16 protein-coding genes and 1 pseudogene are annotated in these 18,733 nt (G+C 41.8%); 11 read left to right on the top strand and 6 right to left on the bottom strand.

Translation table 11 applies throughout. From position 1 onward, the window contains the following. Positions 1 to 23 precede the first annotated feature (23 nt). Positions 24 to 2,330: a TonB-dependent receptor gene (locus tag J8L71_RS08095; RefSeq protein WP_211000084.1), complete on the bottom strand. Its 2,307-nt coding sequence runs from the start codon at positions 2,328 to 2,330 to the stop codon at positions 24 to 26. Between the two features lie 287 nt (positions 2,331 to 2,617). On the opposite strand from J8L71_RS08095, the gene J8L71_RS08090 reads away from it, so the two are divergent. Together J8L71_RS08090 and J8L71_RS08085 are read left to right on the top strand one after the other, a co-directional pair. After that, the gene (locus tag J8L71_RS08090; RefSeq protein ID WP_211000083.1) at positions 2,618 to 3,526 is read left to right on the top strand and encodes a GGDEF domain-containing protein; all 909 of its coding nucleotides are present in this window, start codon (positions 2,618 to 2,620) and stop codon (positions 3,524 to 3,526) included. Next, positions 3,510 to 4,508 carry an AraC family transcriptional regulator ligand-binding domain-containing protein gene (locus J8L71_RS08085; protein ID WP_211000082.1) on the top strand — a complete coding sequence of 333 codons (999 nt, stop codon included), beginning with the start codon at positions 3,510 to 3,512 and terminating at the stop codon, positions 4,506 to 4,508. Before J8L71_RS08090 ends, J8L71_RS08085 begins: the two co-directional genes overlap by 17 nt. On the opposite strand, the gene J8L71_RS08080 is transcribed toward J8L71_RS08085, so the two are convergent. From J8L71_RS08080 to ettA, 3 genes are all read right to left on the bottom strand, one after another. Next, positions 4,509 to 5,417 carry a histone deacetylase gene (locus J8L71_RS08080; protein ID WP_211000081.1) on the bottom strand — a complete coding sequence of 303 codons (909 nt, stop codon included), beginning with the start codon at positions 5,415 to 5,417 and terminating at the stop codon, positions 4,509 to 4,511. A gap of 53 nt (positions 5,418 to 5,470) precedes the next feature. Next, positions 5,471 to 5,836, bottom strand: a complete 366-nt coding sequence (locus tag J8L71_RS08075) for a PilZ domain-containing protein (RefSeq protein WP_211000080.1) — start codon at positions 5,834 to 5,836, stop codon at positions 5,471 to 5,473. Positions 5,837 to 5,961: 125 nt separating this feature from the next. Further along, positions 5,962 to 7,635 carry an energy-dependent translational throttle protein EttA gene (gene ettA, locus J8L71_RS08070; protein ID WP_058547286.1) on the bottom strand — a complete coding sequence of 558 codons (1,674 nt, stop codon included), beginning with the start codon at positions 7,633 to 7,635 and terminating at the stop codon, positions 5,962 to 5,964. A 234-nt stretch (positions 7,636 to 7,869) separates the two neighbouring features. On the opposite strand from ettA, the gene metA reads away from it, so the two are divergent. From metA to metH, 3 genes are read left to right on the top strand one after another with little or no spacing between them, the layout of a single operon-like run. Continuing rightward, positions 7,870 to 8,817, top strand: a complete 948-nt coding sequence (metA, locus tag J8L71_RS08065) for a homoserine O-succinyltransferase (RefSeq protein WP_089347005.1) — start codon at positions 7,870 to 7,872, stop codon at positions 8,815 to 8,817. Beyond that, positions 8,807 to 9,880: a homocysteine S-methyltransferase family protein gene (locus J8L71_RS08060; RefSeq protein ID WP_211000079.1), complete on the top strand. Its 1,074-nt coding sequence runs from the start codon at positions 8,807 to 8,809 to the stop codon at positions 9,878 to 9,880. The genes metA and J8L71_RS08060 overlap by 11 nt, the downstream gene beginning before the upstream one ends. An 8-nt stretch (positions 9,881 to 9,888) precedes the next feature. Beyond that, a complete protein-coding gene (metH, locus tag J8L71_RS08055) occupies positions 9,889 to 12,522 on the top strand; it encodes a methionine synthase (protein WP_211000078.1) in 2,634 nt (877 codons plus the stop codon). Between the two features lie 101 nt (positions 12,523 to 12,623). Here metH and J8L71_RS08050 read toward each other — a convergent pair whose 3' ends face one another. Continuing rightward, the gene (locus tag J8L71_RS08050) at positions 12,624 to 13,178 is read right to left on the bottom strand and encodes a hypothetical protein (RefSeq protein WP_211000077.1); all 555 of its coding nucleotides are present in this window, start codon (positions 13,176 to 13,178) and stop codon (positions 12,624 to 12,626) included. 494 nt (positions 13,179 to 13,672) lie between these two features. Here J8L71_RS08050 and J8L71_RS08045 point away from each other — a divergent pair, with 494 nt between their 5' ends. The 6 genes and pseudogenes from J8L71_RS08045 (at position 13,673) to J8L71_RS08025 (ending at position 18,398) form a co-directional block, all read left to right on the top strand. After that, a complete protein-coding gene (locus J8L71_RS08045; RefSeq protein WP_211000076.1) occupies positions 13,673 to 14,038 on the top strand; it encodes a hypothetical protein in 366 nt (121 codons plus the stop codon). Positions 14,039 to 14,151: 113 nt separating this feature from the next. Next, on the top strand, positions 14,152 to 14,703 hold the full coding sequence (locus J8L71_RS08040; RefSeq protein ID WP_211000075.1) for a hypothetical protein: 552 nt from the start codon (positions 14,152 to 14,154) through the stop codon (positions 14,701 to 14,703). An 8-nt stretch (positions 14,704 to 14,711) separates the two neighbouring features. Further along, positions 14,712 to 15,467 carry a hypothetical protein gene (locus J8L71_RS08035; RefSeq protein ID WP_211000074.1) on the top strand — a complete coding sequence of 252 codons (756 nt, stop codon included), beginning with the start codon at positions 14,712 to 14,714 and terminating at the stop codon, positions 15,465 to 15,467. 175 nt (positions 15,468 to 15,642) lie between these two features. Further along, on the top strand, positions 15,643 to 16,140 hold the full coding sequence (locus J8L71_RS08030; RefSeq protein ID WP_211000073.1) for a (2Fe-2S)-binding protein: 498 nt from the start codon (positions 15,643 to 15,645) through the stop codon (positions 16,138 to 16,140). Positions 16,141 to 16,174: 34 nt separating this feature from the next. Continuing rightward, positions 16,175 to 16,228 (top strand): annotated as a pseudogene (locus J8L71_RS18630) (hypothetical protein); the annotation flags it as partial. A 28-nt stretch (positions 16,229 to 16,256) separates the two neighbouring features. Beyond that, entirely contained in the window at positions 16,257 to 18,398 is a 2,142-nt protein-coding gene (locus J8L71_RS08025) for a molybdopterin cofactor-binding domain-containing protein (protein WP_348771791.1), read from the top strand. Positions 18,399 to 18,464: 66 nt separating this feature from the next. Here J8L71_RS08025 and J8L71_RS08020 read toward each other — a convergent pair whose 3' ends face one another. Further along, positions 18,465 to 18,662, bottom strand: a complete 198-nt coding sequence (locus tag J8L71_RS08020; RefSeq protein WP_002958133.1) for a CsbD family protein — start codon at positions 18,660 to 18,662, stop codon at positions 18,465 to 18,467. Positions 18,663 to 18,733 lie beyond the last annotated feature (71 nt).

Raw genomic sequence — 18,733 nt, 5'->3', positions numbered from 1 at the left:
GCCTAATATGATGATGCCTGCTATTAAAATGCGTAGCGCAACATTAGTTGAACCACAGGACCTGCTTCTTCAGATTCCAGTTCGTACTCATCAAAGTCACGATTGTTTTGGTCATCAAGTGAGTCAAACTTGTTAAATACCTCATCTTTACTGGCATCAAGTAAGTTTGAACCAACTAGGCGAAGAGTTACGTCATCCCAGCGCTTTTCAACGAATAGCTCCAAGTCAGCGCCATAAGAAGTCGTTACTTCTTCACCCACAAAACGTCCGTATGCATCGCCTTGGTTACGGTATGTTGCACCAAATGACGCACGAAGTTCTGGTAAATCTTGAATGAAACCTACGTTGTAAACATAATCTGATTGGTCGTTAAATTTACGTTTGCCAAAGCTGTCTTCAACTTCACTATCGAGCCATGAGTAGTTTAAAAATATACCTGTGTTAGGCATGTTCAATGCGTTAAGCGGCGTTGATAAATCAAATTCAATACCTTGAACTGTGCCATCGCCGGTATTTTGAGGTTGCAGTACAAATGTGCCTTCACCTTCTGAGCCTTCAACGCCTGTGCTGGCAATTTCAATGAGGTCGCTAACATCACGATAAAATACGTTTACCCCGACAACGCCACTTTTCCCTAAACGGTATTCGTAGCCTAAATCGATACCCCAAGATGATTCTGGTTTAAGGTTTGGGTTACCTAAAAAGTCATTATCGGCAAGCTCTTCTTCAAGTAGGGCAGGTGTCATGTAGTCAAAGTCAGGACGACGTAAGCTACGTGCAACAGAGGCACTCACCCGACCATTATCACTTACACTGTAACGAAAGTGAGCTGATGGTAAGAAAAAGTCATAGTCGTTCTGTGCCGTTACGCTTTCATTGGTATCGGTAATACTAGAATCTGTTGACTCCCAACGTACGCCCATCTCCCATGAAAACACATCAGCTTCATGTTTAATGAGTGCAAATAAATCAAGGCGGTCTTCTTCGAGGGTATTTACGCCACCGTCAACAGCTTCAAATTCGTTATTGAATACAGCGAGTGACATAGGTGTCTGGTTAAATTGATCCCAGCCTGTGAGTGTTTGCTCACTCTCATCTTCAGCTTCAAAAATTGCGGTGTCACGTTCTTTACCTTGTACAAAAGCACCAAACTGAATTTCTTTTGAATCACCGACTAGTAAACTGTGCTGCCATTGTAATGACCATTCTTTATCATCAATATCAACGGTTTCTTCTGCTTCTTCAAAAACCATGGGTAGTTCGGATGTATCAAGTTCAACTTCTTGCTCGTAAACGGACTCTTCAAAACTTGCATAGCCTACTTTGAACTTGCTGGTACCGCCTAATAACGGTAATTCATAACCTGAGTTAATGTTGTAGTTGGTTTGATCAATAAACGAAACGTTCGCGTTATCTGAAAGTAAGTTACCGCCTTCTACAACCGATCCTGACGTGGCCGTTGCGTCGTCATACTCAAAAGAGCGTTCGTCTTCGGTACGGTCGGTATCAACCCACATGGCGCTAATATCAAATTTGCCGCCATTATCAAATACTTTTTCAAAGCTGGCATTTAGTGATGTGTCATCACCATCTCGGGTATCAGATTGATCCTCACGGTTGTCAAAATCATCGGTTGCGTAATTAGGGTTATTTTCAGGGCTATCGCCATAACGGATGCTTGATTTTTGTTTTGGGTTATAACGACCTTGTAAATTTGCGCCTAATAGTAAACGGCCACCGGCAAACTCAGTACCGTAAACGCCCGCAAAGCTCTCTTTAATTTCACCATCATCATAACGCAGACCACCGGCACGAATGTAACCGCCATCTAGGCTATAGCCATCGCGAAGTACAATGTTAAGTGTACCGGCAATTGCATCGGCAGAGCGGTTGGCACTTGATGAGCGAATAATTTCTACACGCTCAATTAATTCCGCTGGAATACGGTCAACAAAGAATGAGCGGTCAGCGCCAGCACCTGGCACTTCTTCGCCATTGATAAGTACTTTTGTGTAAGCAGGGCTTAAGCCACGCATGCGTGCCCCGTCAGACTCAAGTACGTCTGATAAAAAAGTAACACTGGGAACACGCTTTAATGCATCGCCCGCTGTGAGAGGTTCAAAACGTTGAAAATATTCTTGTGAATATTCAAGTGTTGGGGCTAATTCTTGCGAGCGGTTGCGATAACCAATTTCACCATATACAACAAGCTCTTCAGAAACTTTTACTTCAGGCTCTCTTGGCGATGTTTGCTCTTGTGCATTCACGCTGACACTAAACTGGCTCAGTGCTAATGCCGCTACAACAGCATTTAGTTTAAATTTTTTCATTGATTTGCTCCGGTTGTCCTTGGTTTGGTGAGCAAACTAAAAAAAGTTAATGACGCTAATGTGACAGTTTTAAAGTTAATCTACGATAAATCCTTAATTTATCGGCTTTAGACTCTTCGTTTGAGTTTTTAAAACAGCGCTACAAGTCACTAATAATGGCTGTTGCGAGATAATTTATTTATAAACTTTAATCTGAATGTCATATCAATGAGCCAAAATGACCCTGACGTATAAAATGATCCCGCGCTAGCATATGGATCAAACCAAGCTTAAGAAGATTCAATATCATGCGATATAACCCATTTACCAGTCATGTAAAATTAACCAATACGATTATTTTGTTCTTGGTCATTGCCGTTGCAATATGTGCATACTTTGGTGAACTTAAACAATGGCAAGAAATTGCGTGGCTCGATATTGTCGGTGAAGGTGGAATTGTACTGATGACCCTTAGCTGGATTATCGCATTATTAATTTCCCGCCCGCCAGGCAAAGTAACGACGCTGTTGGTACTTGGCTTAGGCTTGTTTATGTTTTCAGCCACGCTTGATTTACTTGATGAGTGGTTAAAGCAACCTTCGCAATTATGGCTCACTTGGTTTGAATCGTTACCAGCACCGTTTGGTATGTCGTTAACCAGTGTTGGGCTTTATTATTGGCACCAAGAGCAGTTTGTTTTAAACCGTCAATTACGTCGGCGTGAAGCGCATTTAAGAGAGCATGAAAAAGTCTGCCCTGTAACAGGGTTATACCGAGTTAACTATTTACATTCGTTAATACAGCAACGCCAAAGTGAGCAACAAGTCGCCACTTTGGGGGTTATTGATATTCGAGATTTTGCAAAGTTTAATGCTCAGTTTGGTTTTAGTGAAGGCGATAGGTTACTGCGAGAAATCAGTGATTTATTAGTAATGAATTGCCGTTTGAATGATGTGTTATGCCGCTATGCGGGTGACTGCTTTATTGTGCTTATGCCGGGTACCAGTCAAAGCCAAGCAAAAGAGTTGTTAGCGCAAATGAAAGCAGCCCTTAATCATTGTGCGTTTAAAGTCGCAAAAAGCAAAGGCGCGCAGTTTCAGCATATTTTAACCGCCACAATGGCAATGGATTTAGCGCAAGACCCTGTACAACAAACCAGCGAGTTACATCAACAATTACAACAACAAAAGGCGCTCGTAGGTGCAGCAGTATATTAGTCTAGAGGATAAATACATCAGCGCTGAAGGTATCATCACTGCGCTGGTGGAGCTTGCACAAGGGCGTGAAATCTCGTTGCATAAGTTGCTGCATGGTACGGGTATTTTTGAGCAAGATTTGTATAATTTATCACAGCGTTTTAGTGTATCGCAGCTACTGGCATTAATTAGCCAATTTAAAACCTTAATGAAAAGTAACGATAGTGGCTTTTTACTTGGTCATCAATTAGTTAATGGCTTTAGTCCTGCAATGCAAAGTGTTCAGCTCAGCCCTACGCTAGGTGAGTCTTTAAAACAGTTGCACCTAATTCGCGCCACGCTTGCGCCTTTATTTTTTACTCGCCAGCATATTTTTCACGATGATTTTTATCTGTACTTGCAGCCAAGTGTTGGTATGGACGATTCATTAAAAAATTATTGCTTTGAAATTTACAGCGCTGCGTTTATGAGTTTACTCAAAAGAGTTAGCAATCACTATCCGCACTGTTATTTTGACTTTACCTGCAAACGACCAAGGCATATTCAAGAATATGAGCAACATTTAGGTTTACGGGTACGGTTTGAGCAACCGTTTACTCGCTGGCACTTTGACAAGCAGCTCCTCAAATACGCTAACCCTCAAGCCAGTAAATTACGTTGGCAACAATGTTTGGCACAAAGCCAGCAGCATCTAAAGTCTCCGGTTTCTTTTGTTGAAGTGGTTTGTAAGCGTATTTATTACGGTAAAAACAACAGCCTTGCCAATAGTGCTCAATATTTTGCAATGAGCCCAGCTACGTTTAAACGTAAGTTAAAACAACACGGTGTGAGTTATTCGCAATTACAAGATGAGCAAAATAAACTCAAAGCTCTGCATTTACTGGGGGTTTGTCAGCAAGGTAATGAACAAGTAGCGATGCGCTTAGCATTTTATGATATCCCCAATTTTCGCCGCGCTTTTAAGCGTTGGACTGGCATTACACCAAGTAAATTAAAAATATAACTAAAAACGGGCGGCTTGCTCAATTACAATACCGTGGCGCTGTGCTAAACGTTCATGGTTTCTGTCGTAACCACCGCCAATAACACTGGCTACGGGGGTGTTGTGTTCAAGGCAGCGCTTAAATACTAAATGGTCACGCTTTTTAATACCTTCCCACGTTATATCTAGCTTACCTAAGCCATCGTCTTGCCAAATATCTACACCTGCATCGTATAGGACTAAATCGGGGTTTAGCTCTTTTAATAAAAACTGTAGGGTGTCGTCAACAATGCCTAAGTATTCAGCGTCTTGCATATTATTAGCAAGGCCAATATCTAAATCACTGGGGGATTTTCTAAACGGGAAGTTTTTTTCGCAATGTATAGAGCAGGTATACGCATAGGGCTGATGCGCAAGCATTGCAGCGGTGCCATCGCCTTGATGTACGTCTAAATCAAAAATGAGCACGTTGGTCACTTCACCGCTTTGTATTAACGTTTGTGCGGTAAAGGCTAAGTCATTCACCATACAAAAACCTGAGCCAAAATCGCTATGTGCATGGTGAGTGCCCCCAGCCAAGTGGCACGCCAAACCATGCTCTAATGCTAAGCGAGCAGTACGTAAAGTACCTTGGGGAGCGGTGAATGTTCGGTTCATTAATTCTTTTGACCAAGGTAGGCCAATGCGGCGCATGGCTTTTTCGTCTAAGCGGTTATGCCATAAATCCTGAATGTAGTTTTCACAGTGGACAAGTTCTAGTGGCTTTGGGGTGCCAAGTGCAGGCGCTATTAGGTTAGGGCCAATTAAGCCTAGATCTGCTACATGTTTGTATAATTGCGCAAATTTACTCATCACAAAACGATGTTTAGGATCAAAGTTAAATGAGTAATTAGAATGATATACCAAAGGTAAATGTGGATTTAAGCGCATAACTACACAGTTTATAAAGTTTGCGCTATGGTAATCAACTTATGTATTTGAGTCTATTGTGGCTCATGAATAAGTAATGCAAGTTCACGATGCAGTAGCTCATCATCAGCTAAATTTAGCTCTACTAAGCGCTTTAAATACGTGATGCTATCTATATCAATATGGTGACACTTTAAGCCAATATGATCCTCTTCTATATGGCACATTACTACGTCCATTTTTATTTCTATATCGCTTTGTTCAAGGTTAAAACGTAGCGTTGCTTCACTATTTTTAGTGCCGTTAAAGGCGTCGCACTTTGTAATTAGCGCACCATGAAGCGAAACATCAAGTAACTTACACGGGTATTTATGGTTACCAAACTCAAGTAGTGCTGAGGTTGAAAACAATACGCGAGAAAACTGACGACGATTTTGCATAGCTTAATTTATCCTTATAGTTATTATATAAATCAAGCATAGCGGGAAATAAGCCAAACGGATAAAAAATGACATAAAAAAGCCCCGCATAAATGCAGGGCTTGTAATATTGATATCGATATCGATTAACCAATTTTTTTGTACTTAATACGCTTAGGTTGTGCAGCTTCTGCGCCTAAGGTCTTTTTAAGCCACTCTTCGTATTCAGTGTAGTTGCCATCGAAGAAGTTAATTTGGCCTTCGTCGCGGTAATCTAAAATATGCGTTGCAATACGGTCAAGGAACCAACGGTCATGCGATATACACATTACACAGCCTGGGAACTCTAAAATAGCGTTCTCAAGCGCTCGCAGTGTTTCAACGTCTAGATCATTGGTTGGCTCATCCAGTAACACCACGTTACCACCTGCTTTTAAAAGTTTAGCAAGGTGTAAACGGTTACGCTCACCACCCGATAAGTCTTTTACAAACTTTTGCTGATCGTTACCTTTAAAGTTAAAGCGGCTAACGTATGCACGGCTTGGGAACTCAAAGTTACCAATTTTTAGCACATCTTGACCATCAGATATTTCTTCAAATACTGTTTTGCTTTCGTCCATATTGCCACGGAACTGATCAACTGTTGCTAATTCTACTGTTTCACCAATGCTAATATCACCGCTGTCTGGCTGCTCTTCACCGCTTAGCATTTTAAATAGTGTAGATTTACCTGCACCATTGGCACCAATAATGCCCACAATAGCGCCTTTTGGCATACTAAAGCTTAAATCGTCAATAAGTACGCGATCGCCAAAGCTCTTACGAATATTGCTAACTTCAAGCACTTGGTCGCCTAAACGCGGGCCAGGTGGAATAAACAACTCGTTAGTTTCGTTACGCTTTTGATAATCAGATTGTTGTAGCTCGCTAAACTGTGCCATACGCGCTTTAGACTTAGCTTGGCGACCTTTAGGATTTGAGCGCACCCACTCAAGCTCTTGCGCAATTGATTTTTGGCGTGCTTTTTCAGATTTTTGCTCTTGCTGTAAACGTGCATCTTTTTGTTCAAGCCAAGAAGAGTAGTTACCTTCCCACGGAATACCTTCACCACGGTCAAGCTCTAATATCCAGCCAGCTACATTATCAAGGAAGTAACGGTCATGCGTTACTGCCACAACAGTGCCTTCGTAATCATGTAAAAAGCGCTCAAGCCATGCGACCGACTCAGCATCTAAGTGGTTAGTAGGCTCATCAAGAATAAGCATATCTGGCTTTTCAAGTAACAATCGACAAATAGCAACACGACGACGCTCACCACCTGAAAGGTGCTCGATTTTAGCATCCCATTCTGGTAGGCGAAGTGCATCTGCTGCGCGTTCTAAAACGTTATCGATGTTGTGGCCATCGTGCGCTTGAATGATTGCTTCAAGCTCACCTTGCTCTTTAGCAAGTGCGTCAAAGTCAGCGTCTTCCATTGCGTACTCGTTGTACACTTCGTCAAGGCGGTTAAGGGCGTGCTTAACTTCGCCAACGGCTTCTTCAACAATTTCGCGAACTGTTTTGCTTTCGTCCAGCACTGGCTCTTGCGGTAAGTAACCAATCTTGGTACCTGGTTGAGGGCGGGCTTCACCTTCAAACTCTTCATCAACACCCGCCATAATACGTAGTAATGACGATTTACCAGAGCCATTTAAACCAAGCACACCAATTTTAGCACCCGGGAAAAAGTGCAACGAAATATCTTTTAAAATTGTGCGTTTAGGTGGCACAACTTTAGATACTCGACTCATCGAGAAAATAAACTTATCAGGTAAAACCATGGAGGAAAGCCTTCAAATAATAATAAAAATTTCAATGTTGTATTGTAGTTGTTGAGGGGTTAAACAGTCAACGAATGGCGGGTTTTAAAGCACTAAAGCACCTTAGTAAGTAGAGTGTGAAATCATGAATAAATTTCATTTAGACATCTATACATCTAGAGGTTGATATTTTTGGCATTCTGTTCATAATGAGAGCGTATTAATTCTCGGTTTTTATGAGCAGGAGCTTAAAAGATGCCAATTACAGTTAAAGACGAACTACCGGCGATTGCCCGTTTACGTGAAGAAAACGTGTTTGTAATGCCAAAAAGTCGTGCAAAAACGCAAGAAATACGTCCAATGCGTTTGGCTATTTTAAATTTAATGCCTAATAAAGTAGAAACCGAAGTACAGTTTATTCGTTTGCTTGCAAATTCGCCTTTGCAAGTAAATGTAGAGCTATTGCGCCTAGATACGCACCGCAGTAGTAGCAACTCTGAAGAGCACCTAGATACTTTTTATCGCTACTTTTCTGAAGTGAAAGACAATAACTACGATGCTCTATTAGTCACTGGCGCACCACTAGCACACCTAGAATACGACGATGTAGCCTACTGGGACGAGCTAAAAGTGATTATTGATTGGGCAGAGCAGCACGTTACCTCTACGTTATTTTCGTGCTGGGCGGCGCATGCAGCGCTGTATCATCGTTACAATTTAAAGCGTGATTTAAAAGAAGATAAACTCTGTGGCGTGTTTACTCACCAATGTTACTTTGACCATGGGGCGCTTACGCGTGGCTTCGACGACACCTTTTTAGTGCCGCACTCACGTTATGGCCACATTGATATAAATAAAATTAATGCCTGCGACGATATAGTCGTATTGGCAGGCTCTGAAAAAGTAGGCGCATACTTAATGAAAAATAAGTCGGGCAGCCAAGTGTTTATAACCGGCCACCCAGAATACGATGCCGACACACTAAAAGCAGAATACGAACGCGATTTACAAAAAAGTCCTGATGCGCCAAAACCCGAAAACTATTTTCCAGATAACGATGCAAGTAAAAAGCCGTCAAAAACGTGGCAAAGCCATGCCTTTTTGCTTTTTTCGAACTGGTTAAATTACTACGTGTACCAAACCACACCTTATGATATTAATTTAGTTAGCCAAGATGTGAGGACTAACAACTATGCCGAATAATGTGCCTACCAATAATAAGCAAAGCGAATTAAGCGCTGCGCTAAAACAGCGTATTTTAATTTTAGATGGTGCAATGGGCACTATGATCCAAACTCACAAGCTTGAAGAAGAAGATTACCGAGGTGAGCGCTTTAAAGACTGGCACGTGCTAATAAAAGGCAATAACGATTTACTAAGCCTTACCAAGCCTAAATTAATTGCCGACATACACCGTAGCTTTTTAGCCGCCGGTGCGGATATTATTGAAACCAATACTTTTAACTCAACCACCATTTCGATGGAAGATTACGACATGGCCAGCATAAGCCGTGAGGTAAACTTAGAGTCAGCTAAACTCGCACGCGCTATATGTGATGAGTTCACCGCTAAAAATCCAGAAAAACCACGCTATGTAGCGGGTGTGTTAGGGCCAACATCTAAAACCTGTTCTATTTCGCCAGATGTAAACGACCCAGGCTACCGTAACGTAACGTTTGATAAGTTGGTGACTGCGTATGTAGAGTCTACTCTTGCATTAATGGAAGGCGGCGCTGATTTAATACTTATTGAAACCATATTCGACACCCTAAATGCAAAAGCAGCCTCATTCGCAGTAGAAGAAGCCTTTGAGCAAGCCGGGCGCACATTACCTGTAATGATCTCAGGCACTATTACCGATGCGTCAGGCCGTACGCTTTCGGGGCAAACAACCGAGGCGTTTTATAATTCTATTCGCCATATTAAGCCTATTTCGATTGGCCTTAACTGCGCCCTAGGGCCTGATTTACTTCGTCAATATGTAGAAGAGCTTTCGCGCGTATGTGAAACATTTACCTCAGTGCACCCCAATGCCGGTTTACCAAATGAGTTTGGTGAGTACGACCTAGAAGCGGGCGATATGGCTGTCGAGATTATAGATTGGGGCAAGTCGGGCTTTATAAATATTGTGGGTGGTTGCTGTGGTACAACGCCTGCACATATTCGTGCATTTGCCAAAGGGCTTGAAGGCGTAAAGCCTCGCGCATTACCAGAGCTTGAAGTACGCATGCGTTTATCAGGCCTTGAAGCCTGTAACTTAAACTAGGAGCCAATATGACACAGCAAATTGCAGTATTTACCAATGTTGGCGAGCGTACCAACGTAACTGGCTCTGCCATGTTTAAACGCTTAATCATGGAAGAAGACTATGAAGCGGCGCTTACCGTTGCCCGCGAACAAGTAGAAAACGGCGCCCAAATTATTGATATAAACATGGACGAAGCCATGTTGGACTCAAAAGCAGCCATGGTTAAGTTTTTAAACTTAATTGCCTCAGAGCCCGATATATCTAAAGTGCCTATTATGGTCGACTCCTCTAAATGGGATGTAATAGAGGCAGGCCTTAAATGTATTCAAGGCAAAGCTATTGTTAACTCAATATCGCTTAAAGAGGGTGAAGAGCCGTTTAAACGCCAAGCTAAAATTATTAAACGATTTGGCGCAGCCGCTGTTGTTATGGCGTTTGATACCGAAGGCCAAGCCGACACCGCAGATAGAAAATATGAAATATGTGCGCGCAGCTACAAAATATTAGTCGATGAAATAGGTTTTCCGCCGGAGGATATTATATTCGACCCTAATATATTTGCTGTAGCCACCGGTATAGAAGAGCACGACAACTACGCCGTAGAATTTATTGAAGGCACACGCCGCATTAAGCAAAACTTACCTCACTGTAAAGTGTCGGGCGGGGTGTCTAATGTATCGTTTTCGTTTAGGGGTAATAACCCCGTACGTGAAGCCATTCATTCGGTGTTTTTATACCACGCGATAAAAGCGGGTATGGATATGGGCATTGTAAACGCAGGCCAGCTTGCGGTTTACGACGACATCCCCGAGGAACTTCGTAAAGCCGTAGAAGACGTAATCCTCAATACCGACCCCGGTGCAGGTGAGCGCCTTGTAGAAATAGCCCCTAAGTTTTCGGGTATGGCACAAGCCGAACGCGTAGAAGATTTAGAATGGCGTACATGGCCTGTTGAAAAACGCCTAGAACACGCGCTTGTTAAAGGTATAACTACCTTTATAGATGAAGACACGGAAGAGTGCCGCGCTGCTGCCGATAAACCTATCCACGTGATTGAAGGGCCATTAATGGATGGCATGAACGTGGTAGGGGATTTGTTTGGCGCAGGTAAAATGTTTTTACCGCAAGTTGTTAAATCAGCCCGTGTAATGAAGCGAGCAGTGGCCTACCTAGACCCATTCATAGAAGCTGAGAAAGAAGAAGGCGCCACTAACGGTAAAGTGGTTATGGCCACCGTAAAAGGCGACGTGCACGACATAGGTAAAAACATTGTAGGCGTAGTACTGCAATGTAATAACTACGAAGTAATCGACTTAGGCGTAATGGTACCTGCCGAAAAAATACTGCAAACAGCTATCGACGAAAAAGCCGACATAATCGGCCTTTCGGGTTTAATTACCCCATCGCTTGACGAAATGGTACACGTAGCCAAAGAAATGACTCGTCGAGGTTTTGAACTACCCCTTATGATTGGCGGCGCAACGACCTCTAAAGCGCATACTGCAGTAAAAATTGAGCCTCAGTACGACAAAGGCGTCGTGTATGTAAATAACGCCAGCCGTGCAGTGGGCGTAGTATCGAGCTTGTTATCTAAAGAGCTAAAACCAGCCTTTTTAGAAAAAACAAAAGCCGAATACGTAAAAGTGCGCGAGCAACAAGCGCGCAAAAAACCACGTTCAAAACCGGTTACCATACAGCGTGCTCGCGATAACGCAGCACAGCTTGATTGGGATAACTACACGCCACCAGTGCCTAAAAAGCTGGGGGTGACCGAGTTTAAAAATGTATCAATCGCCACGTTACGTAAATACATAGATTGGACCCCATACTTTATGACGTGGTCAATCGCTGGTAAATACCCGCGCATAATGGACGATGAAGTCGTTGGCGAGCAAGCACGCAGCTTATTTAAAGACGCTAACGACATGCTCGACGACCTTGAAAAAGCAGGCAGTTTACAGCCTTTAGGTGTAATTGGTTTATTCCCTGCAAACCGCGTTGGGGACGACATAGAAATATACACCGACGAAACCCGTAAAACGCTGTTAACTACTTCATGCCATTTACGCCAGCAAACCGAAAAAACCGACTTTGCTAACTATTGTTTAGCCGACTACATTGCGCCAAAAGGCACACCTGATTACTTTGGTGCGTTTGCCGTAACGGGCGGTTTAGAAGAAGACGATTTAGCCGATGCGTTCGATGCACAGCAAGACGACTACAATAAAATAATGGTAAAAGCAGTTGCCGATAGGCTCGCAGAAGCCTTTGCCGAATACCTGCACGAACAAGTGCGTAAAGAGTATTGGGGTTATGCCCCCAATGAAAACCTGGGTAACGATGAGCTAATTCGCGAAAACTACCAAGGTATTCGCCCAGCGCCAGGTTACCCAGCGTGCCCAGAGCACACCGAGAAAAAGAAAATTTGGCAGTTACTCGATACCGAAAAACGCATTGGCATGCAGCTAACTAGTTCGTACGCCATGTGGCCAGGTGCTGCTGTTTCGGGCTGGTATTTCTCACATCCAGAGGCAAAATACTATGCAGTAGCCGCAGTGCAAAAAGACCAAGTAGAAGATTACGCTAAACGAACCAATATGACGCTTGAAGAGGCAGAAAGATGGCTATCGCCTAATTTGGGGTATGAGCCGGAATCATAGTGAAGTAGTTGAATAGCGAAGCGGTCAGTTTTTAGCTGTCAGCTATCAGAAAAAAAACGAGCCCAGAGGGGCTCGTTTTTTGTGTGTATTTTAAAAAATCATCAAGGGCTGTTAGCGAGTAGCTCATCTACTTTTTTTATAACATCTTTTGGTTTTGGTTCAGTCGTTTGTTGTTTTAACCAATCTATTATGTCTGAGCTGACTCTGTAACCTTTTTTAATGCAGTAGTGTTGAGAGGTAACCCATACATCTGGGGCTCCTCTAGTGCTGCCACTGTAAGAGTTACAAATAATGTAGCCTTCACTTTTAATTTTACTTTCAATAAAGTAAGTATAAGTAGGAACTGAAACTAATAGTAAAATTAAAGTAATCCCACAGAGCTTATACCATTTAATTAGAAGCTCTGGCTCTACTCCAGTGTTTCTTACTTTTAATAATATTAGTCGAGTGAGCATAGCAAATGCTGGCGTGCCTAAAATTAAGCTCGGAGCAAAACTCTTTTCCTTAAAAATCATCGGGTGATTATTTAACGCCTCAAAGACAAATGCCACTTCATTATATGAAGCAATCGGTAAAACTAAGGTGATGATAAAGAATAAAACAAATAAAAAAACACCCTTTATATTTTCACTTAACGTTACTCTGTCGTGTTTCATTAAATTCCCTTTAATCATCATTTAAACAAGGTAAAAAAAGACGTCGCGGTTACACTTTATACGGCTTCGACATATGCATTATTGGCAACTCTTAGACTAACTACAATTTTTTTAGTTATCTAATCTAGTATAAACTAAACACATAGCTACTCCTGCTGGAAGAGCCCCTATAAGAAAAAATAAGCTAGATTTCACTTCAAATCTTTTGCAATGAAAAACGAAGTAGCAGGCTTTGTTTAGATTAGGTTAAAAAAGTAAAGTGTCTTAGATTGATTTTAAAAAGCACCAAGTAAGTTTGGTTTATATTAAATATTATCATAGGATCTCGCGTTGTGCTTTTTTATGATACTTCAACCCATGGCACCCAAACTTGGTTAGCCAAAAAAAGTAAAAGCAAACTTGTTTTATTCGCAGGAACGTTATTTAATTTTCGCTTTGAGGTTAAACAAGTCAGATTAGCCTTTCAAATCAATTTTTAGGAACAGGAAGCTAAAATGCTTGGATCGCGTATTATTAAAACTCATGAAATCAGCTTGTTTAAAAGAGCGCTAAATTTAGCTTTATTATTTACTCATATAATTTTTTTATTTGGTATAGCTGCCATCGCATTCGATCGTGAGAGTTTTGAGGCGATAAGTAACGCAAAATATGGCAATAGCGCTCCCTTAATGCAATCTAAATTAGCAGATATATTTGTATCTCCCTGGTTTGCTTATTTGTGCTTAGTTTTGATCTCAATAACTATAATGAAAGAGCGCTTTATGAAAAACTATGACGTTCGAATTTACTCAAATGTACTGGCTTCGTTTATATGCGGATTAATAATTAATATATTTATTATTAATCTTTATAACATCTAAAGTTATAAGTATGCCTTTAGATAGTAAATTGAGACTCAAACGTGCTTCTTTGAAGCATTTAATTTTGAGTGGGTTAAAGTTTTACATTTCATTATAAAATAAGGATAAATTTAATGAATTGGGCGGAATTTTTTAAAACTAAAATGAAAAATAACAAGGTAGTCGCAGGAATAGTTTTTCTTACGGCTATGATCATAGGTATTTCCCAGTTAACGGATGCTATAGCTAAGATAGTATCTTTTTCAGGAAAGCATATTGAGCCTTTGTTTACACAGGAACTCAATTATAATTTTGATAATGACCTAATTAAATTTAATGGAGGAGATGGCTCTTCTGCTAAAAATGCCGTATTGATAATTGGCGCATCTACGACCGATGCGGGAGTGGCTGCTGAGCATTTTTGGCTATCTAAAAAATACCCTAGATATAAACTTATTAAGCAATCAACCTATCCCGAAACTCCTAAACGTGTACTAGTTACAATAGGTAATCATTCAGAAAAAAGGGAGTTTACTGTCCAAACTCCAGATAAAGCATTGAAGCAATATGACTTGATCACGATTAAAAAAGGAGAGAGTGAAGTTGAAGTATATTTTGATATAACGAACTTTTTTGGAAAACCTATTCAAGACCCTTTAGTTTTAGAGATTTTAAAGAGTATATAGGACTATCGATGAAGTATCTAAATTACATATTGCTTTGCCTATCTCTATTTTCTACATCGAACACATTTGCGCTTGAGCAAAAGTATCACGAGAGTGTTTTACCTGTTATTTCTGCTTTTAAAACGCATGATAAAGCTGCAATAGCTGCGCATATTCGCTACCCGCTAAAACGACAGTACCCGATACCTGACATTAAAAATGAGGCTGAGTTTATTAACCGCTTTGATGAAGTGTTTGACGATGAACTTGTTACTGTTATTGGCAGCTCTAATGTTAATACCGATTGGGATAAAGTTGGTTGGCGCGGCATTATGCTAAATAACGGCGTTTTGTGGGTTGATACAGACGGCAAAATCATAACTGTAAATACTCAAAATGTTAAAGAGCAAGTACTCGCTGAACGATTAATTGAACACGATAAGCAATCTCTGCATTCAAGTGTTAATACTTTTAAAAAACCAATACTCAATTGGAAAACAGCTAACTATCGTATTCGTGTTGATGATTTAGACGAGCATAATTTTCGGTATACAGTGTGGAGTATTGATAAAAAGATTAGCGATAAGCCCGATATGGTTTTATTAAACGGTGATATTACCTTTGAGGGTAGCGGCGGGAATCATCACTATACGTTTAAAAATGGACGTTACAGTTATGTGTTACAAGTAACCATTATTGGTTGTGATACATCACCGCCAGGTTGGCTTGAAGTTTACAAAGACGATCAACGGGTTTTATCAGAAGATGTTATAAGCGCTATTTAATTTAGTATTAGCAGCTTACTTAATAGTGAGTAATGTATTTTTAGTACCAAACGTTCTAGTAATTAGTATTTTAATAAAATAGTTCTAAGTGGTAGGCTAAAAAGTAGTAAGTAAATTAAAACCGTCCACGCGCTGTAGGGAGTCGTCCTGTAAAGCGCATTGCAAGGAGTCTAATATGATCACCCTTACCATTAATGGTAATAAGCATGAGTTTTCTGGCGACCCGTCAACACCCGTTTTGTGGTACCTGCGAGATGAATTAAATTTAACCGGGCCTAAGTTTGGCTGTGGCATGGCGCAGTGTGGTGCATGCACCATACATATTGATGGCGTAGCGCAGCGCTCGTGTATATTACCGGTATCGGCTGTGGTCGGGCGCAATATTACCTCTATTGAAGGGCTAAGCGAGCAGGGCGATCACCCAGTGCAAAAAGCGTGGGTTGAGCATAAAGTGCCGCAATGTGGATTTTGTCAGTGCGGGCAAATTATGCAAGCGGCGAGCTTATTAGCAGCTAACCCCAACCCAACTGATGATGAAATAGTGAGTAATATGTCGGGCAATATTTGTCGTTGTGGTACATACCCACGTATTCATAAAGCGATTAAGTCGGCGGCTAAAACCATGGCGGGCGTTGAGTATTTTGACCCAAATGATCAAGGGGAAGAGGTATGAAAAACGACAATACGTACTTTGACCTAAACCGCCGCCAATTTTTAAAAACTAGCGCAATAGGCGCATTAGTACTAGGCACTTATTTTGTAGGCAGTGCACCAAAAGCGTTTGCAGGCGTGTTAGAGCAACCCTCAGAGCAAGCAAAACGTGCCAACTTATTTATAGCACTGCGCCCCGATGGCATGGTTGAAATAACCTGCCACCGCTCTGAAATGGGTCAACAAATTCGTACCGCCATTGCCCAAATTGTGGCAGACGAAATGGAAGCGGCGTGGGATAAAGTAGTGGTAATTCAAGGTAAGGGCGACCCTAAATACGGGGATCAAAATACCGATGGTTCGCGCAGTATTCGCTACAACATGCAGCGCCTGCGCGAAATGGGCGCAAGTGTACGCTACATGATGCAGCACGCAGCTGCTAAATATTGGAAAGTTGAGCCACACACCTGTATAGCTAATCAGCACGTGGTTACCCACAGCTCAGGTAAAACACTTGCCTATAAAGACTTAATAGATCTAGCGCTTAGTATTACCCCGCCAGAGCTTGATAAGCTAACACTTAAAACACGCAAAGAATGGCGTTATATAAATACCGGTATGGCGCACATAGATTTAACCGATTTAGTAACCGGTAAAGCCACATTTGCTGCCGATGTACGCGAACCAAAGGCGCTGGTGGCTATTATTGAGCGCCCGCCGGTAGTAGGTGGTGTGGTTAAATCGTTTGATGCCAGCGCCGCTAAAGCAATTAATGGCGTAGTTGATGTTATTGAAATGCCTGTACCAAAAGGCGCACCGCAATTTCAGCCAAAAGGCGGTATTGCTATTGTTGCTAAAAATACGTGGGCTGCATGGCAGGCGCGTAAAGCACTAAAAGTGGTGTGGGATGATGGTAAAAACGGCGATTATAATTCAGAGAACTTTAAAAAGTCGTTATTGCAAACAGTGAATGAGCCGCAAGCGCATGTGCGCGAAATAGGCGATACCACTAGCGTATTGGCTAAATCGAGTAATAAACTTGTAGCCGATTACTATGCGCCGCACTTAGCCCAAGCACCTATGGAGCCACCTTGCGCCACGGCAATGTACAATAAAGACAGTGTAGATATTTGGGCTGCAACGCAAAACCCACAAGCCGATATGAAAACCGTAGCCGCATTACTTGGTATGCAAGAGAGCCAAATTAACGTGCATGTCACCATGTTAGGTGGCGGTTTTGGGCGTAAATCAAAACCTGATTTTTCAGCAGAAGCTGCTTACATTTCAATGAAAGTGGGTAAACCCATACGCGTACAATGGACGCGAGAGGATGATATTCAACATAGCTTTTACCATGCAGTATCGGCTCAACATATTGAAGCGTCATTAGATGAAAAAGGTAACATAGAAGCTTATTTACATCGTACGGCGTTTTCGCCAATTGTATCTACGTTTCAAGAAGGGGCAACGTCGCCTGCAGGCTTTGAGCTGCGCTTAGGTTTTACCGATAACCCTATAAACTCACCTAATTTAAAGCTAGAAAATGGCGAAGCACCCGCTAAAACTAGAGTAGGTTGGATGCGCTCGGTATCAAATATTTTCCATGCTTTTGCTATTCAGTCATTTATTGCTGAAGCGGCGCACAAAGCAGGGCGCGACCAAAAAGATTATTTACTCGAAACCATAGGCCCTGATCGCATATTGGATGTAACTGAGCAAAATGCGACGTACGATAACTATGGCGGCGATAAAGATGTTTACCCATTAGATATTGGTAAGTTACGTCATGTTATTGAAAAAGTAGCTGATATAAGCAAATGGGGCCGAAAACTTCCAAAAGGTCGGGGTTTAGGTATTGCAGCGCACCGCAGCTTTTTAACGTATGTGGCAACAGTAGTTGAAGTAGAAGTGTCAGATGCTGGCGATTTAAACGTGATTAAATCGTGGGTTGCCATTGATGCAGGTACGGTTGTAAACACCGATACCGTTAAAAATCAAACGCAAGGTGGTTCTATTTACGGTATTACAACAGCAATCAGCGATGGTATTACTTTTGACAAAGGTCGCGTGCAGCAAAGTAACTTTCATGATTACCGCGTACCGCGTATGAGCGATTCACCACTAGAGGTAGAAGTTGAAATAATACAAAGCGATGCGCCACCAGCAGGCGTTGGCGAGCCCGCAACACCGGTTTACGCCCCTGCATTGTGTAACGCTATTTTTGCCGCTTGTGGTAAACGTATTAGGCAATTGCCTATAGGTAACCAATTAAAAGCGTAAATAACGTCCTTTTTTAGCCGTTAAACAAAAAAACCGCCAAATGGCGGTTTTTTTAGAAGTTAGCGATTAGTGAGTTTTTTCAAACTCATCTACTTCACGCTCTGCTTCTTCTTTAGATTTACCGTACTGCTGCTGGATTTTACCCACTAGCTCTGTACGGCTACCTTCAATTTTGTCTAAATCGTCGTCAGTAAGATCGCCCCATTTTTGTTGAGCCTTACCTTTAAGTTCGTTCCAATTACCTTTCATACGATCGCTGTTCATAAGTTTCTCCTTACTTAGATTTAATTAACGTTCACTATAAAAGGAGCAAGGCGCGTTCCAACCAGTCAAAC

Source organism: Pseudoalteromonas sp. MMG007 (assembly GCF_018100985.1).
Classification (GTDB): domain Bacteria; phylum Pseudomonadota; class Gammaproteobacteria; order Enterobacterales; family Alteromonadaceae; genus Pseudoalteromonas.
The sequence above is the reverse complement of the archived record's forward strand: the minus strand, read 5'-3'. Positions and strand labels throughout refer to the sequence as shown.

Bases quoted from the DNA above. Each gene is read 5' to 3' on its own strand.
- ettA (WP_058547286.1), bottom strand. From the start codon at position 7,635: ATGGTTTTACCTGATAAGTTTATTTTCTCGATGAGTCGAGTATCTAAA.
- J8L71_RS08045 (WP_211000076.1), top strand. From the start codon at position 13,673: ATGCTTGGATCGCGTATTATTAAAACTCATGAAATCAGCTTGTTTAAA.
- J8L71_RS08060 (WP_211000079.1), top strand. From the start codon at position 8,807: ATGCCGAATAATGTGCCTACCAATAATAAGCAAAGCGAATTAAGCGCT.
- metH (WP_211000078.1), top strand. From the start codon at position 9,889: ATGACACAGCAAATTGCAGTATTTACCAATGTTGGCGAGCGTACCAAC.
- J8L71_RS08030 (WP_211000073.1), top strand. From the start codon at position 15,643: ATGATCACCCTTACCATTAATGGTAATAAGCATGAGTTTTCTGGCGAC.
- J8L71_RS08095 (WP_211000084.1), bottom strand. From the start codon at position 2,330: ATGAAAAAATTTAAACTAAATGCTGTTGTAGCGGCATTAGCACTGAGC.
- J8L71_RS08035 (WP_211000074.1), top strand. From the start codon at position 14,712: ATGAAGTATCTAAATTACATATTGCTTTGCCTATCTCTATTTTCTACA.
- J8L71_RS08050 (WP_211000077.1), bottom strand. From the start codon at position 13,178: ATGAAACACGACAGAGTAACGTTAAGTGAAAATATAAAGGGTGTTTTT.
- J8L71_RS08080 (WP_211000081.1), bottom strand. From the start codon at position 5,417: ATGCGCTTAAATCCACATTTACCTTTGGTATATCATTCTAATTACTCA.
- J8L71_RS08090 (WP_211000083.1), top strand. From the start codon at position 2,618: ATGCGATATAACCCATTTACCAGTCATGTAAAATTAACCAATACGATT.
- J8L71_RS08075 (WP_211000080.1), bottom strand. From the start codon at position 5,836: ATGCAAAATCGTCGTCAGTTTTCTCGCGTATTGTTTTCAACCTCAGCA.
- J8L71_RS08020 (WP_002958133.1), bottom strand. From the start codon at position 18,662: ATGAACAGCGATCGTATGAAAGGTAATTGGAACGAACTTAAAGGTAAG.
- metA (WP_089347005.1), top strand. From the start codon at position 7,870: ATGCCAATTACAGTTAAAGACGAACTACCGGCGATTGCCCGTTTACGT.
- J8L71_RS08040 (WP_211000075.1), top strand. From the start codon at position 14,152: ATGAATTGGGCGGAATTTTTTAAAACTAAAATGAAAAATAACAAGGTA.